The sequence below is a fragment of the Saccharothrix sp. DSM 118769 genome, from assembly GCF_052936295.1.
Genome location: NZ_CP193627.1, coordinates 451,600 through 466,978, shown reverse-complemented (window position 1 = coordinate 466,978; position 15,379 = coordinate 451,600). Strand labels below are relative to the sequence as shown.

Sequence of the window (15,379 nt, the reverse complement as noted above, 5' to 3'; positions counted from 1 at the left end):
GACCCCGGGGCCAGGTCGTGGTTCAACCCCGAGGCGGAACCGGGGAGCGTCCCCGATGTGCCGGGACGCCCGGCCGGGCAGGCTTGGGCCATGACGACGAACGACGTGCTGAACCAGGCGACGGACACCCTGAACCAGGCCACCGACAAGGTCAAGAAGCTCCGCCGCAGCCGGGGCGACCGCATGGTCGCGGGCGTGTGCGGCGGCCTCGCGAAGCTCCTCGGCGTCGACGCGGCGCTGCTGCGCATCCTGCTGGTCGCCGCGACCCTCTTCGGGTTCGGCGCGGGCGCGGTCCTCTACCTCGCCGCCTGGGTGCTGGTGCCCGAAGAGACGGTCTAGCGGGGGAACCCGGGCACGCCCGGGAGGGTCTGCCACGGCCGGGGGCCGTCGAGGGGGCGGTACTCGACGCCGAGGGCGTCGAGCCTCGGCAGGTGGTGCCCGGCGAGCCTGGCCCGGAACTCGGCGTGGTCGCGGGGACCGGCGGGGCTCCACGCGACCTCGGCGAACGCGGCGAGCCGGGGGAAGGCCGCGTAGTCGAGGCGCCGCGGCGAGTCGAGGTGCTCGGTCCACAGGTTCGCCTGCACGCCCAGCACCCGGTCGGCCGCGGCGGGCTCGTACCGGTGGACGTCCTCCAGGGTCGTCACCGTGCCGACCGGGACGGGCTCGTCGGGGTGGTCGGACTGCCGGTAGTCGAGGTAGAGGTGCTCCTCGGGGCACAGGACGACGTCGTGCCCGCGGTCGAGGGCGCGCAGGCCCGGTTCCTCGCCCCGCCACGACGCGACGACGGTCGACGCGGGCAGGGGGCCCGCGTCGAGCACCTCGTCCCAGCCGAACGGCCGCCGCCCGCGCGCCGCGAGGTGCTGCGCGACCCGCCGCACGAACCGCCCGTCGCCGCCCTCGGCCTCGTCGCCGCCGAGGCCCACGACCTCGCTGGGGAACACGTCCAGCAGCTCGTCGAACACGTCCCGGTAGAAGTCCACCGCGGCCTCGTCGGCCTTGAGGACGTTCGGGTTGACCCCCCAGTCCGTCCACACGCCGCCGCCGGCGGTGCCCAGCTCGGGGTAGGCGGCGATCGCGGCCTGGCTGTGGCCGGGCACGTCGATCTCGGGCACCACGGTGACGTGCCGGGCCGCCGCGTAGGCGACGAGTTCGCGCAGGTCGTCCTGGGTGTAGTAGCCGCCGTGGGGCCGGCCGGTCATCCCGCCGGAGCGCCGGTCGCCGGACCGCGAGTCGGGCCGCCAGCCGCCGACCTCGTGCAGCCGGGGGTGGCGGCGGGACTCGAACCGCCAGCCCTGGTCGTCGGTGAGGTGCAGGTGCAGCACGTTCAGCTTGTGCGCGGCGAGCAGGTCCACGTAGCGCAGCAGGTCGTGCTTGGGCAGGAAGTGCCGCGCCACGTCGATCAGCACCCCGCGCCACGCGAACCGCGGGTGGTCGACCACGGAGCACACCGGCAGCCGCACCACGCCGGGCGGCACGGCCCGGAACGCGGCGGGCCCGCTGAGCTGCCGCAGCGTCTGCCGGGCGTAGAACTCGCCCGCGTCGTCGGACGCCAGCACGCGCACCCCGTCGGGCGAGACGGACAGCCGGTAGCCCTCGGCGGGCCCGTCGACGCGCTCGACCTGGAACGCCCCGTCGAAGTCGACCTCGCCGTCACCGGCGTCGAACAGGACGGGCCTGGGCAACAGGATCACTTGACCGCTCCCGCGAGTCCGGCGACGAGCCGCCGTTGGACGAGGACGAAGAAGACCAGCACCGGGATCGTCATCAGCGTCGATCCTGCCATGATCGCGCCCCAGTCGTTCTGGTCCGGTTTGACGAACACCTGCAGCGCCAGCGGCAGGGTCTGGTTCTCGGCCGCCGAGATGATGAACGTCTTGGCGAACAGGAAGTCGTTCCAGGCGTGGATGAACGACAGCACGCTGGTCGCCACCAGGCCGGGCGCGACGAGCGGGAACAGCACCTGCCACAGGAACCGGAAGCGGGACGCGCCGTCGAGGGTCGCGGCCTCCTCCAGCTCGACGGGCACGGCGGCGACGAACCCGCGCAGCATCCAGATCGCGAACGGCAGGCTGAACGCCAGGTGCACCAGCACCAGCGACCCGAGGTGGTTGAGGCCGAACGCGGGCGCGACGTCCCGCACGGACCGCATGACGAAGAACAGCGGGATGGTCAGCGCCTCCACCGGCACCATCTGCACGACCAGCAGCATCACCAGCATCGTGGTGCGGCCGCGGAACCGGAACCGGGTCAGCGCGGTGGCCGCCAGGAACGAGACGAACAGGCTCAGCACCACCACCGCGCCCGCCACGACGAGGCTGTTGAGCAGGTAGCGGCCGAAGCTCTGCACGGTGAGCGCCCGCACGAAGCTGTCCAGCGTCGGCAGGAGCGTCCACGGCCGCGGGTCGGTCGAGACGACCTCGGCCTCGGGCTTCAGCGCGGTCAGCAGCATCCAGTACAGCGGGAACGCCACCACGCCCGCCACGACGACGGTGGCGGTCTCGGCGATCCCGCGCGAGATCCGGCGGTTCACAGCGCCTCACCCCCGCGCCGCAGCGCCCGCAGGTACCCGACCGTGACGAGCAGCAGGATCAGCGTCGTCACCACGCCGATCGCCGCGCCCAGCCCGTACTCGGAGGCGGCGAACGCCTGCTGGTAGGCGTAGACGTTGAGCACGAGGTTGCGCCCGGCGATGCCGCCGCCGTTGGTCATGACGTAGACCTGCGTGAACACCTTGAAGTCCCAGATGACCGACTGGATGGTGACGACGACGAGCAGCGGCCTGAGCAGCGGCAGGATCACGTCCGTCGCGGTCCGCAGGGTGGACGCGCCGTCGAGCGCGGCGGCCTCCAGCACCTCGCCGGGGATGGCCTTGATCCCCGCGTAGAGGGTGACCATGACGAACGGGAACGAGCACCAGACGACCTGCGCGGCGACGAGCCCGAACGCGGTCCACTTGTCGTAGGTCCAGGAGAACCCGGTGGTGCCCAGCACCTCGTTGACGAAGCCGAAGTTCGCGTCGAACAGGAACAGCCAGATCGTGGACCCGGCGACGGCGGGCGTGGACCAGGCGCCGAGCGCGGCCAGGAACAGCGTGGTGCGCGCCCACGTGCGGACCCTGGTGGCCAGCACCGCGAGGGCGGCGCCGACCAGCAGGGTCCCGAGCACGCACACCGCCGCGAAGCCGACGGTCTGCCCGAGCACGGACCAGAACCGCGCGTCCCCGAGCAGGGTCGCGTAGTTGCCCAGGCCCAGGAAGGTCAGCGGCGCGCCGCCGCTGACCTGCTCCTGGCCGTAGTCGAACAGGGAGATCAGCACGAGCTGGTACACCGGGTAGCCCATGAGGCCGACGAGCACCAGCAGCGCGGGGGCGAGGTAGGCGAACGCGACCCGCCCGTCCCCCTTCCCGACCCCGGGGGTCTTCGCCGGCGCCGTCACGAGCCGAACGCGGCGTTCATCTCGTCGGCCGCCGCCTTCGCCGCGGTGTCGACGTCCTCGCCGCCGGCGGCGACCTCCTGGAGCAGGTTCGGCAGCACGGCCTGCGCGTCGACCTTGGCCCAGTCGGGGGTGACGGGCACGAACCTGGTGCCGGACTCCAGCGTCTCGATGAACGGCTCCAGCACCGGGTTGGCCTTCGCGACCTCGGCCTGCACGTCGCCGAACGTGGGCAGGTTGCCCATGGCGTCGAACATCTTGCGCTGGTAGGTCTTGCCGCCGAGGAGCCTGGTGAACTCCTGGGCGAGGGTCCGGCGCTGCGAGCCCTTGAGGACGCCGAGCAGGTTGCCGCCCGCGAACGCCGGCGCGATGGTGCCCGCGGTCCTGCCGGGCACCGGGACGACGGCGTACTTGCCGGCGGCGGTGGAGGCGTCGACGGACCGGCGGTTGAAGTCGCCGCCGATGACCATGGCGGCCTTGCCGGCGCGGAACGCCTCGACGCTGGCGTCGCCGCCGTTGGCGGCGCACTGGGCGGGCGGGCAGATGTCGTCGGCGATCAGCTCGGTGTACTGCCGCAGGCCGGCCTTCGACTCGGCGCTGTCGATGGTGGAGACGTACCCGGCGCCGTCCTTCTTCGCGATGTCGCCGCCGTTGGCCCACACGAACGGCATGGCGCCGTAGGTGTACTTGCCGCCGGCGGAGATGCCGAGCAGGTCGGGCTTGGCGGCGCGGATCGCGCGGGCGGTCGTGGCGATCGCGTCGAGCGTCGCCGGCGGCTGGAGGCCCAGCTCCTGGAAGACGTCGGTGCGGTAGTAGAGGGCGCGCACGCCGACGTACCAGGGGACGCCGTAGACCTTGCCGTCGACCTTGCCCGTGTCCAGGACGGCGGGCAGCAGGTCGCCGGCCTCGTCCCACGTCGAGAGGTCCAGCTCGGCGAACCCGCCGCCCGCCACGTAGCCCGCGAGGTCGGTGTTGCCGAACTCGGCGACGTCGGGCGCGCTCGCCGGGTCGCTGAACGCGGCCTTGAACCGCTCGGCGCGGGTCTGGACCTGGATGTACTGCACGTCCACGGTGACGCCCTCGTGGGCCCGCTGGAACTCGGCGACGGCCTCCGCGACGACCGCCTCCTTCGGTCCCCGGTTGACCTCGTCGAACAGCCAGACCCTCAGCTGCCCGGTCCGCTCGTCCGCGCCGGCGGGCGCCGGGCCGGACTGGACCGGGGCGCACCCGGCCAGCACGGCGGCGCCCACCGCGACTGCCGCCACTACGAACCGCATCCTCGCCACCTCTTCCCGAGCTGCGTTGCGTCCTGCGCAACGACTATTTCAAGGGGAGCAACGCGGATGCTAATGTCCTGATCGGCAAGCGGTCTAGACCAGATTCGCCCAGGTCCGGACGGCGTCGGCGGACAGCGGGGCGTCCCACCCGCGTGGGCGCACGGCGCTCCCGACGTGGAACCCGGTCACGCCGAGGGCCTTGAGCGGGGCCACCTGCTCCGCCTTCAGCCCGCCGCCGACGAGCAGCCGCACCGCGCCCCGCCGGGCGGCGAGCCGTTCCAGGACGGGCAGGCCGTCCGCCACGCCGCGCGGGCTGCCGGCGGCGAGCACCGTGTCGCAGCCGAGCCCGGCGACGACGTCCCACTCGCCCTCGGGGTCGGCGGAGTTGTCCAGCGCCCGGTGGAACGTCCACGCGCAGCCCCCCACCTCGGCCAGCACGGCGCGCACGGCGTCCGCGTCGACCCGGCCGGAGGCGTCGAGGAAACCGAGCACGAACTCCGACGCGCCCGCCTCGCGCAGCGCCGCCGCGTCCCGCCGCAGCCGGTCGGGGTCGCCGGGCGCGAACCCGACGGCGTCGCGCAGCATGACGCGCACCGGCAGGTCGGTCGCCGCGGCGACCTCCCGGTACACGGCGACCGGCGGCGTGAGGCCGTCCGAGGCCATGTCGACGGTCAGTTCGAGGCGGTCCGCGCCGCCGGCCTGCGCGGCCTCGGCGTCGGCGGCGTGCAGTGCGATGACTTCCAACATGGTCTGGACCATAACGAGCGGCCGGTCGCGCCGGAACGCCCACGACGGACCCCCGTCACCCGGTCGGCTGATCTGTGAACTGTGAACCGGCAGCCGTGTATCCACCGTAGAACTACTCACTCCTTATCTGATGACCGACCTCAACCCCGACTGAGGAGGCCCGCGCATGACCGCCAACCCGCCTGGCGTCGACGAGCTCGACCCCGTTGACGAGCTGGAGCTCGACCCGTCGGCACCGTCCGACGAGACCGGCACCCCGGACGACCCGAAGTCGCCCGAGCTGCCCGAACCGCCGCCGCCCTCTCCCGAGGGCCATCACCAAACGCACTGAGGACGCTGGGGGAAGGGCGGCGGTCGGTCGGCTTCGAGGGGTGTCGACCGGCTGCCGCCCGGCTGGGGAACGGCGGTCCGCGGTGCGAGGGGGGCACCGCGGACCGCCCGCCGCGGGCACACCGCCCGTGTGTGACGATCAGCTCCGGCTGGGGGAAGTCGAGGAGGAGGTGACGACGTTGGGAGAACTGCGCACGGCGGGTGAGCGCCCACCGTGGGAGGGGCTCGACGGAACCGACCGGCACGCCGCCTGCGTCGTCGCCGCGCGGGACGGCGACCGCAGGGCGCTGGACGTGCTCGTCGCGGACCTGACACCGCTCGTGTGGCACGTCGCGCGGGGGCACGGGCTGGACCGCAGCACCGCCGAGGACGTGGTGCAGACGGTGTGGCTCGCGCTGCTGCGCCACCTCGACCGACTGGTCGAACCGCGCGCGCTGGCCGGGTGGCTCGTCGTGACGACGCGCCGCGAGGCCCAGCGCACCTGGACGCCCGCCCACCGCGAAGCCGCGCTGAGCGACGAGCTGGCGGACCACCTGGAGAGCGAGCACGGCCTGCCCGAGGACGCCGCCCTGGTCGACGACCGGGACCACCGGCTGTGGCGGGCCTTCGGCCGTTTGTCGCAGAAGTGCCAGGAACTCCTGCGACTCACCGTGCTGGCCGGGCGGGCCGAGTACCGCGCGGTCGCCGAAGCACTGTCCATGCCACGCGGCAGCATCGGGCCCACCAGGGGCCGGTGCCTGACGATGCTGCGCACACATCTCGACGCGGAAGGAGGATCGCGGTGAACGACATCGACCCGCGCGATGACCGCAGAGGCCAAGAGGACACCGCAGTCCTCACTGAGCTGAACCGCCTGGTGTACGAGTTGGACGCGCCCCCACCGGGGCTCGTCGAACGCATCCAGTTCGCGGTCGCCCTGGAGAACCTGGACGTCGAGGTCGCCCGCTGGGAACGCGCGGGCTCGCTGGCCGGCGTGCGCGGCGGGAACCCGGGCACGATCACGTTCACGGTGGACAACCTGACCCTGATGGTGAACTTCACCTCGACCGGCGCGCACCACCGCATCGACGGCTGGCTCGTGCCCGCGGGTGAGCACACCGTGGAGGTCCGGGTCGCCGAGCACCGGTCCAGCACGACCAAGGCCGACGACGGTGGCCGGTTCGTGCTCTCGGACGTGCCGGCGGGCACCACGCAGATCGTGGTCCACCTGGTCAACTCCCGGGGCGAACCCGGTCGGACGGTCGTGACCCCCACCATCATGTTGTAACCGGCCCGCCGCGGCGGGCGCGTCGCGCGCCTTGCTCGGCGCGCTCGGCGCGCTCGGCGCGCTCGGCGCGCTCGGCCTGCGAGGGACGCTCACAGCGGGTCGCCGGCGGTGCACTCACGGAGAGTGACCCGTTCGGCTCAGCCATTCCCTCCACAAGACGGCTCCTCGGGCACGTTCTGTGTGCTGGCATTAGGGCGTGTCCGTGTCCCGTGCCGTCGTACCGGCACCCAGCCCCGCCCACAGTGGTCTTGATCTTGCCGTTGAGCTGCGCAAACAGGCTTACCGCGCGGCATCGGCCGGTCGTCCCGCGGACGCGGTGAGACTCCTGCGGCGCGCGCTGGGCGCACTGCCCGTCACCCCGGCCAGCCCGGAGGCGACCACGGTGCGCATCCGGATACTGATCACGCTGTCCTACGGCGAGGCCGAGACCGGGTCGGTCGAGAACGGCCTCGCGCACCTCGGGACGGCGAACGACCTGATCGCCGCCCTGCCCGAGGGGCCGGAGGCGGTCTCGCTGCGCGCCATCGCCAAGGACCAGCAGGCCCTGATCCTGCACCGGGCGGGCCGCACCGCCGAGGCCATCGCGCTCTACGACCAGTCCGTGCGCGAACTGGAGGACGGCCTGGCCGCCGGCGCGGTCGACACGGCGACGCTGTCGGCGGCCCTGATGAACCGCGGCCTGACGAACATCGCGTTCGGGCTGCCCGAGGCCGCCGAGCGCGACATCCGGCGCACCATCGAGCTGGCCGAGGCCGAGGACCTGCCGCTGATGCGCGCCAAGGCGTACGGCAACCTCGGCGACATCGCCCAGATGACCGGCGACGCGCCCCGGTCGCTGCACCACCACGAGCAGGCCGAACGGGCGTTCCGCGTGCTGGCGCCGGACCTGGTCGCGAGGACCCGCATCGACCGGGCGCGCGTGATGCTCGCGGCGGGCCTGGCCGACGAGGCCGCCAAGCACCTCGACGACGCCCTGGTCGTCCTGCGCCGCCGCCGGGTGGGGCAGGACCTGGCGGAAGCCGAGCTGACCCGCGCCGCCGCCGCCCTGCTCCAGGGTGACTGGGCGACCGCGCAGGACCTGGCGGGCCAGGCACAACGCCGCTTCCGGCGGCGCGGCAGCACGTCGTGGGCGGAGCTGGCGGCGTTGATGAAGATGCGCGCCGAGTTCGCCGCCGTCCCCTCCCCCTCTCCCGCGCCTGCGCCTGCGCCTGCTCCTACTTCCGCTTCCGCTTCCGCTTCCGCTGAGGTGATGCTGCCGCCGGTGGAGGGCTTCTTCCTCACCACCGACCGACGCCCGACCGCCGGACCGCCGAGGACGGGCACGACGGCGTCCGCGCGCCTGCCGATCGCCGTCTCGGTCTCCGCCTCGGCGAACCCCCGCCCCGCCCCCCGGGCCGGCTCTCCCTCTGACTCCCCTGCCGCTCCCCCCGCCGGGTCCCCCTCCAGCTCCCCCGCCGACTCCCCCTCCAGCTCTCCCTCCAGCTCTCCCCCTGGCCCTTCCGCCCGGTCCCGCACGGCGCCCCCGGCGCGCACGGCACCCTCGGCGCGCACGGCGACCCCGGCCCGCGCGGCGAAGCTGGCCGCACGCCTCCAAGCCGTCGGCCTGACCGACGAGGCGGCCGTGGCGACGCTGCTCGCGGTCCGGATGGCGATCCGCCGCGGTGACCTGGCCGGGGCCCGCGGGCTGCTGGACCGGGTGCCCGCGCCCACCCCCATCACCCCCGTGGACCACCGGATGCTGCGCCGCCTGTGCCGGGCCGAGCTGGCCGTCGCGACCGGCGCGGTCGACGACGCCCTGCGCGAGGCCGAGGAGGGCCTGGCCGAACTGGGCCGGGTGCGCGACCGGATGGGCGGCCTCGACCTGCTGTGCGGCACCGCCGTGCACGGCCGCGAACTGGGCGAGCTGGCCGTCGGCCTCGTCCTGGACCGGGACGGCGACGCCGGGGTGGCGTTCGACTGGCTGGAGCGCACCCGCGCCCAGGTTTACCGCTACGAGCCGCTGCCGGCGATCGACGACCCGGTGCTCGCGCGGCGCGTCGCCGAGTCGCGCAGCCTGTCCCGCGCCGTGCAGCAGGCCCGCCTCGACGGGCGTCCCGCCGACGAGCTGGAGGCCCGCCTCGACGTCCTCCAGAACGAGGTCGCGCGCCTGGGCTGGCACACCAGCGTGTGGGGGCGGCCCCGGCCCGTCCGCCGGGTCGGCGACGTGGTGCCGCACCTGGGCGACCGGACCGTGGTCAGCTTCGTCGCCCGCGACGACGTCCTGTCCGCCGTCGTGCTGTCCCGGGACGGCGCGACCCTGGTCCGCCTGGGGCGGGCCGGTGAGGCGTTCGAGCTGAGCAGGCAGCTGCACGCCGACCTCGACGTGCTGGCCCCCGACCACCTGCCCGAGGTGCTGGCCGCCGCGATCACCGAGTCGGCGGCCCGGCGTGCCGCACGCTTGGACGAGGTGCTCATCGCGCCGCTGGGCCCCCACCTGGGCGCGGGCGAACTGGTGGTCGTCCCGACCGGCGAGCTGTACGCGGTGCCGTGGAACGCCCTGCCGTCCCTGCACAACCGGCCCGTGGTGGTCGCCCCCTCGGCGACGGCGTGGCTGAACGCGGCGTCCGCCGCCCCGCGCGCCACGCGGGTCGTCCTGGTCGGCGGACCGGACCTGCCGGAGGCGGTGGGCGAGGTGAGCGACCTGCGCGGGGCCTACCCCGACGCGGTGGTGGTCGACGCGGTGTCGGACGTGCTGGAGGCGTTGGACGGGGCGCGCCTGGCGCACATCGCCGCGCACGGCGAGCACGTGGCCGACAACGCCCTCTTCTCCCGCTTGGAGCTGGCCGACGGGCCGCTGTTCGCCCACGAGACGGCCAGGCTGCGCAGGGCGCCCGAGCAGGTGGTGCTGGCGGCGTGCTCGCTGGCGCTGAGCCGCATCAGGCCGGGCGACGAGGCCCTGGGTTTCGCCGGCGCGCTGCTGGCCAGCGGGTCGCGGACCGTGGTCGCCGCCGTCAGCAAGGTGGGCGACCGGGCCGCGTCCCGGACGATGGCGATGTTCCACAAGCTGCTGGCCGAGGGCAAGCCGCCCTCGCACGCCCTGGCGGAGGCAACCGCCGCCGACCCCCTACGCCGCCCGTTCGTGTGCTTCGGCGCCTGAGGCCCCCACCCCACCCCTACCCCGCCACACCAATCGCCCCCTCGTTCAACAATCCCACAATCCACCACGCCACCCAAGCGGCCCGAAGACCGAAACCCGCCCCACCTCGGGGGCGCAGAAGGGCGACCGGCATAGGCCGGCGGCTCGACGTCCCGGGCGGACAGGCAGACACGGCGCGGACAGGCGCAGCAAGCGCGGCAGGCGCGGGCACAGGCAGGCGACGCGGACAGGCGCGGGTGGGCGGCGCAGGCGGGCCGGTACGGCGCGGGCGGGCCGGTACGGCGCGGGCGGGCCGGTAGCGCGGACAGGCGGCGCAGGCGGGCGCGGCGCGAGTGGGCGGCGCGGGCAGACGCGGCACGGAGAGGCGGCGCGGGCAGACGCGGCGCGAATGGGCGGCGCAGGCGGGGCGCGGCGCGGACAGGCAGGCGGGCAGGCGACGCGGCACCTCGGGCGGGCGGTGCGCTGGGGCGCTGGAGCGCTGGGGCGCTGGGGCGCTGGAGCGCTGGAGCGCTGGAGCGCTGGAGCGCTGGAGCGCTGGAGCGCTGGAGCGCTGGAGCGCTGGAGCGCTGGAGGCAGCGTGATGGTCGGTGCGGGCTGGGGTGGCGGCCCTTGGGGAGCGGGGTGAATGGGGCGGGGTGAGTGGCGGGGGTCAGCGGGGCGGGGTGGGTGAGTGGGTTAAGGGTCAGTGGGTGAGTGGGCCGGGTCGGGGGTTTGGGCTCGTGGCGTTCTCGGGACTGGTGGCGGGTCGGGGCGCTGCATTGTCCAACCGATGGCCGTAACAGCGTTTCCGTACATTATCGACGCCTGGTTCACCCAATCGTGTCAGCCCTTTTGTCGAAAGCGCTGGTCACCGCATTCGACACCCGATGCGCAAAACACACCACCCGCCGTTATTCCACCTCACGAATACCGGAGGGCCCGGTCCGCGTGAAGCGAACCGGGCCCTCCGGGAGGGACCTCACCTGATCGGAGAACCGATCAGAAGTCCATGCCGCCGGCGTCCGGGACGGCCGGGGCGGAGCCCGCCTTCTCCGGCTTGTCGGCGACGACCGCCTCGGTGGTGAGGAACAGGGCGGCGATCGACGCGGCGTTCTGCAGCGCCGAACGGGTCACCTTGGTCGGGTCCGGGACACCGGCCGCGAGCAGGTCCTCGTACACGCCGGTGGCGGCGTTGAGGCCGTGACCCACGGGGAGGCCCTTGACCTTCTCCACCACGACGCCGCCTTCGAGGCCGGCGTTCACGGCGATCTGCTTCAGCGGCGCCTCGACGGCGACCTTGACGATGTTGGCACCGGTGGCCTCGTCGCCCTCGAGCTTCAGGCCCGCGAACGCGATCTCGGCGGCCTGGAGCAGGGCCACGCCACCACCGGCGACGATGCCCTCCTCGACGGCGGCCTTGGCGTTGCGCACCGCGTCCTCGATGCGGTGCTTGCGCTCCTTCAGCTCCACCTCGGTGGCGGCGCCGGCCTTGATGACCGCGACACCGCCGGCGAGCTTCGCCAGGCGCTCCTGCAGCTTCTCGCGGTCGTAGTCGGAGTCCGACTTCTCGATCTCGGCGCGGATCTGGTTGACGCGGCCCTGGATCTGCTCGGCGTCACCCGCACCCTCGACGACGGTGGTCTCGTCCTTGGTCACGACGACCTTGCGGGCCTTGCCCAGCAGCGACAGGTCGGCGTTCTCCAGCTTGAGGCCGACGTCCTCCGTGATGACCTGGCCACCGGTGAGGATGGCGATGTCCTGGAGGATCGCCTTGCGGCGGTCGCCGAAGCCCGGGGCCTTGACGGCGACGGACTTGAAGGTGCCGCGGATCTTGTTGACGACCAGCGTGGCCAGGGCCTCGCCCTCGACGTCCTCGGAGATGATCAGCAGCGGCTTGCCGCCCTGCATGACCTTCTCCAGCAGGGGGAGCAGGTCCTTGACCGTGGAGATCTTGGAGCCGTAGAGCAGGATGTACGGGTCCTCGAGGACCGCTTCCTGCCGCTCCGGGTCGGTCACGAAGTAACCGGAGATGTAGCCCTTGTCGAAGCGCATGCCCTCGGTGAGCTCGAGCTCGAGACCGAGAGCGTTGCTCTCCTCGACGGTGATGACGCCTTCCTTGCCGACCTTGTCCATCGCCTCGGCGATGAGCTCGCCGATGGTGGTGTCGCCCGCGGAGATGGACGCCGTGGCGGCGATCTGCTCCTTGGTCTCGACCTCCCTGGCGGTCTTGTGCAGCTGCTCGATGACGGCCTCGACGGCCTGCTCGATGCCGCGCTTGAGGCCGAGCGGGTTGGCGCCGGCGGCCACGTTGCGCAGGCCCTCGCGGACCAGGGCCTGGGCCAGCACGGTGGCGGTGGTGGTGCCGTCACCCGCGACGTCGTCGGTCTTCTTCGCCACTTCCTTGACGAGCTCGGCCCCGATCTTCTCCCAGGGGTCCTCGAGCTCGATCTCCTTGGCGATGGAGACGCCGTCGTTGGTGATGGTCGGCGCGCCCCACTTCTTCTCGAGCACGACGTTGCGGCCCTTGGGGCCGAGCGTCACCTTGACGGCGTCGGCGAGCTGGTTCATGCCACGCTCAAGGCCGCGGCGGGCATCCTCGTCGAACGCGATCATCTTGGCCATTGCGGTGTGTTCCTCCGCCTGATTACGAATGGGGCCACTGCAGGCGCGAGCCCACAGCGGAACACGGTGCTTCGGCCAGGCGCGGTGCCCGCGACGGACGACCTGCCCCCGTGGGGGCGGGCCTCACCAGTCCCAGCCTGCGTGTTGGCACTCAGGTGTTCCGAGTGCCAGTACCGTGTTTAGCACTCGACGCAGGAGAGTGCAAGAAGTGCAGCTCAGCGGGACGACCGAACGGGCACGCTGGTGGGCAGCGGCTTGCTGCCCGAGGTGCCCCCGACGTCGATGGACTGGGTGGTGCCGGTCTGGTCGACCGGTCGCGGCGGTTCATCCTTCGGGGTGAGGATGAACACGAGGACGACGATCGCCGCGATCGCGACGACGCCCGCGACGACGGGCGCGAACCAGGCGGGCCGGGACTTGCCGGTGGTGGTGAACGCGGACGCGCCGACCTGCGCGGGCGGGCGCAGCCGGACGGGGTCCTGGAGGAACCCGGGCTGCTGCTGTTGCTGCTGGTAGGGCTGCTGCTGCGGCGACGGCCGGTAGGGCTGGTGCTGCTGGGCGGGCACGCCGCCTTGAGGACCGGCCCCCTGGGGCCCGGACGACTGGTGACCGGGCACCGGGGAGCCGAGCGCGGGCATCGAGCCGGAGTCGGTGCGGCGCGGCGGCGGGGCGCCCTGGGGCGCGGCGGACAGCGCGGTGCGGGCGGCGTTGACCAGCTCCACGCACGAGGCGTAGCGCTGCGACGGGTCCTTGGAGGTCGCCTTGCGCAGCACGTCGTCGATGGCCGGCGGCAGGGACACCAGGGCGGTCAACGACGGCGTCTCGGACGCGAGGTGGCCCTGGATGACGTCCTGCACACCCCCCTGGTACGGCGGCCGGCCGGACAGGCAGGCGAACAGCATGCACGCGAGCGCGTACTGGTCGGTGCGCCCGTCGAGGGGTTCGCCGCGCAGGTGCTCGGGCGCGGCGTAGGTGGGCGAGCCGAGGAAGTCGCCGGTGCGGGTGCGGTGCCCGGTGGCGCCGCGCCGGGTGAGGCCGAAGTCGGCGAGGTACACGTGCTCGCGCGACGCCTCCTTGGCCGTGACCAGCACGTTCGCCGGTTTCACGTCGAGGTGGACGAGGCCCTTGCCGTGCAGCATGTCGAGCGCTTCGGCGACCTGGCCGAGCAGCGTGAGCGTCCGCGCGGGCGAGAGGGGGCCGTCCTTGATGAGCGCGGCGAGGTCCTGCCCGTCGACCAGGCGCATCGCGATGTAGAGCAGCCCGTCGACCTCGTCGAAGTCGTAGAGCGGCACGATGTTGGCGTGGTCGATGGCCGAGGTGTTGCGGGCCTCGTCGACGAACCGCTCGCGGAACTCGGCGTCGGCGGTGAGGTGCTCGCCGATGACCTTCAGGGCGACCTTGCGGCCGAGCCTGACGTCCGTGGCCCGGTAGGTGACGCTCATGCCCCCGCGCCCGAGCACGCCGTCGATCCGGTAGTGCCCCAGCCGCCGCCCGCTCAGGTCCTCCGACACGCGAGGCAGCCTAACGTCCCGGCGGCGCGACGTGCGCGGCGTTCCCGTCAAAACCCGTGCGCGGCGTCCCCGGGGCGGTGTGCGGTGAGCGGCCCGACCCGCCGCGAAGCGGGCCGGGCGGGGATCACGGTGCCTTCCGGACGTCCGACGCCTGGCTGCGGCCGTCGCGGCCGGCCTGGATCTCGAACTCCACGCGGTCGCCCTCGGCCAGCGTGCGGAAGCCCTCCATCTGGATCGCCGAGTAGTGGACGAAGACGTCCGGCCCACCGTCGGCGGCGATGAAGCCGTACCCCTTCTCCGAGTTGAACCACTTGACCGTGCCGACAGCCAAGACGTCCTCCTTCGAGAAATACCCTGAGCGAACCGCCACGCTAGAGGCACGAGGGGGTTCGCCGATACCTCCTTATGGAGTCATGAGCGCGCGCTGAATCCGTTGTCGCGCAACCAAGAGACCAGGGAACGCGGACTGCGGGTCCGGGTGAGCACGAGACCGGGTCCCGCGAAGTCCAGGACGAGTCCTTCGCCATTCCGAACGGATTGCGGGGAGTCCGGGGAAACGGCGCGCAACCTGCACTGGACGCTGTCCGCGAAGGCGACGACGTGCCCGGCGGCGAGGGTGACCAGCTCGCCCGCGTCGAGGGTGACGACGTCGAGCGTGCCGTAGCAGGACAGCACGACGGGGCCGGTGCCGAACGCGTAGGCGAGGAAGCCGCTGTCGCCGCCGTGCAGGGCGCGCACGGGCGGCGCGGCCGGGTCGAGGCGGGCGGTGGCGGGGGCGGCGAGCCAGCTGTCGCGGGCGACGCACCAGCCGGTGGTGCCGTCGAGTTCGAGGACGTGGAGGTCGCCGGGCAGCGGCGGGGCGACGTCGACCCAGCCGCCCTCGGGGCCGGCGGTGCACAGGGCGCCGGTCACGCCGGGCGCCTTGACCTTGGTGTCGACGCCGGTGCCGTAGCTGGTGGCGAGGACGGAGGACCGCTCGACGAGCACCGGCTCAGCCGGTGCGAGGACGAGTCTGGCCACCCCGAAGGTGGGGGTGTGGCGCGTCCGGACCTGCAACGTTCCCCCTGTCGTGATCAGC

The 15,379-nt window shown here is 73.2% G+C and carries 14 protein-coding genes; 5 read left to right on the top strand and 9 right to left on the bottom strand.

From position 1 onward, the window contains the following. Nucleotides 1-90: 90 nt before the first annotated feature. Nucleotides 91-339: a PspC domain-containing protein gene (locus ACRAKJ_RS02260; RefSeq protein ID WP_438923628.1), complete on the top strand. Its 249-nt coding sequence runs from the start codon at nt 91-93 to the stop codon at nt 337-339. Here the strand turns inward: ACRAKJ_RS02260 and ACRAKJ_RS02255 are convergent. The 5 genes from ACRAKJ_RS02255 to ACRAKJ_RS02235 all read right to left on the bottom strand — a co-directional run bounded on the left by ACRAKJ_RS02255 (nt 336) and on the right by ACRAKJ_RS02235 (nt 5,456). After that, nucleotides 336-1,691, bottom strand: a complete 1,356-nt coding sequence (locus tag ACRAKJ_RS02255) for a family 20 glycosylhydrolase (protein WP_438923627.1) — start codon at nt 1,689-1,691, stop codon at nt 336-338. The genes ACRAKJ_RS02260 and ACRAKJ_RS02255 overlap by 4 nt on opposite strands. Continuing rightward, nucleotides 1,688-2,530, bottom strand: a complete 843-nt coding sequence (locus tag ACRAKJ_RS02250) for an ABC transporter permease subunit (protein WP_438923626.1) — start codon at nt 2,528-2,530, stop codon at nt 1,688-1,690. Before ACRAKJ_RS02250 ends, ACRAKJ_RS02255 begins: the two co-directional genes overlap by 4 nt. After that, nucleotides 2,527-3,435, bottom strand: a complete 909-nt coding sequence (locus ACRAKJ_RS02245) for an ABC transporter permease subunit (protein ID WP_438923625.1) — start codon at nt 3,433-3,435, stop codon at nt 2,527-2,529. The genes ACRAKJ_RS02250 and ACRAKJ_RS02245 overlap by 4 nt, the downstream gene beginning before the upstream one ends. Continuing rightward, nucleotides 3,432-4,709, bottom strand: coding sequence for an extracellular solute-binding protein (locus ACRAKJ_RS02240; RefSeq protein WP_438923624.1), 1,278 nt, complete (start codon nt 4,707-4,709; stop codon nt 3,432-3,434). The genes ACRAKJ_RS02245 and ACRAKJ_RS02240 overlap by 4 nt, the downstream gene beginning before the upstream one ends. Before the next feature lie 93 nt (nt 4,710-4,802). Beyond that, a complete protein-coding gene (locus ACRAKJ_RS02235) occupies nt 4,803-5,456 on the bottom strand; it encodes a copper homeostasis protein CutC (RefSeq protein ID WP_438923623.1) in 654 nt (217 codons plus the stop codon). A 166-nt stretch (nt 5,457-5,622) separates the two neighbouring features. Here ACRAKJ_RS02235 and ACRAKJ_RS02230 point away from each other — a divergent pair, with 166 nt between their 5' ends. The 4 genes from ACRAKJ_RS02230 (at nt 5,623) to ACRAKJ_RS02215 (ending at nt 10,189) form a co-directional block, all read left to right on the top strand. Then, a complete protein-coding gene (locus tag ACRAKJ_RS02230) occupies nt 5,623-5,787 on the top strand; it encodes a hypothetical protein (protein ID WP_438923622.1) in 165 nt (54 codons plus the stop codon). Between the two features lie 178 nt (nt 5,788-5,965). Beyond that, nucleotides 5,966-6,571: a sigma-70 family RNA polymerase sigma factor gene (locus ACRAKJ_RS02225; RefSeq protein WP_438923647.1), complete on the top strand. Its 606-nt coding sequence runs from the start codon at nt 5,966-5,968 to the stop codon at nt 6,569-6,571. 59 nt (nt 6,572-6,630) lie between these two features. Beyond that, nucleotides 6,631-7,053, top strand: coding sequence for a carboxypeptidase regulatory-like domain-containing protein (locus tag ACRAKJ_RS02220; RefSeq protein WP_438923646.1), 423 nt, complete (start codon nt 6,631-6,633; stop codon nt 7,051-7,053). 316 nt (nt 7,054-7,369) lie between these two features. Further along, nucleotides 7,370-10,189 carry a CHAT domain-containing protein gene (locus ACRAKJ_RS02215; protein WP_438923621.1) on the top strand — a complete coding sequence of 940 codons (2,820 nt, stop codon included), beginning with the start codon at nt 7,370-7,372 and terminating at the stop codon, nt 10,187-10,189. A gap of 978 nt (nt 10,190-11,167) precedes the next feature. On the opposite strand, the gene groL is transcribed toward ACRAKJ_RS02215, so the two are convergent. From groL to ACRAKJ_RS02195, 4 genes are all read right to left on the bottom strand, one after another. Then, the gene (groL, locus tag ACRAKJ_RS02210) at nt 11,168-12,790 is read right to left on the bottom strand and encodes a chaperonin GroEL (RefSeq protein WP_438923620.1); all 1,623 of its coding nucleotides are present in this window, start codon (nt 12,788-12,790) and stop codon (nt 11,168-11,170) included. A 215-nt stretch (nt 12,791-13,005) separates the two neighbouring features. Further along, a complete protein-coding gene (locus tag ACRAKJ_RS02205) occupies nt 13,006-14,301 on the bottom strand; it encodes a protein kinase domain-containing protein (protein WP_438923619.1) in 1,296 nt (431 codons plus the stop codon). 124 nt (nt 14,302-14,425) lie between these two features. Then, the gene (locus tag ACRAKJ_RS02200; protein ID WP_033443686.1) at nt 14,426-14,632 is read right to left on the bottom strand and encodes a cold-shock protein; all 207 of its coding nucleotides are present in this window, start codon (nt 14,630-14,632) and stop codon (nt 14,426-14,428) included. Nucleotides 14,633-14,712: 80 nt separating this feature from the next. Beyond that, complete coding sequence (locus ACRAKJ_RS02195) at nt 14,713-15,357, bottom strand: AIM24 family protein (RefSeq protein ID WP_438923645.1); 645 nt, start codon at nt 15,355-15,357, stop codon at nt 14,713-14,715. Nucleotides 15,358-15,379: the final 22 nt, after the last annotated feature.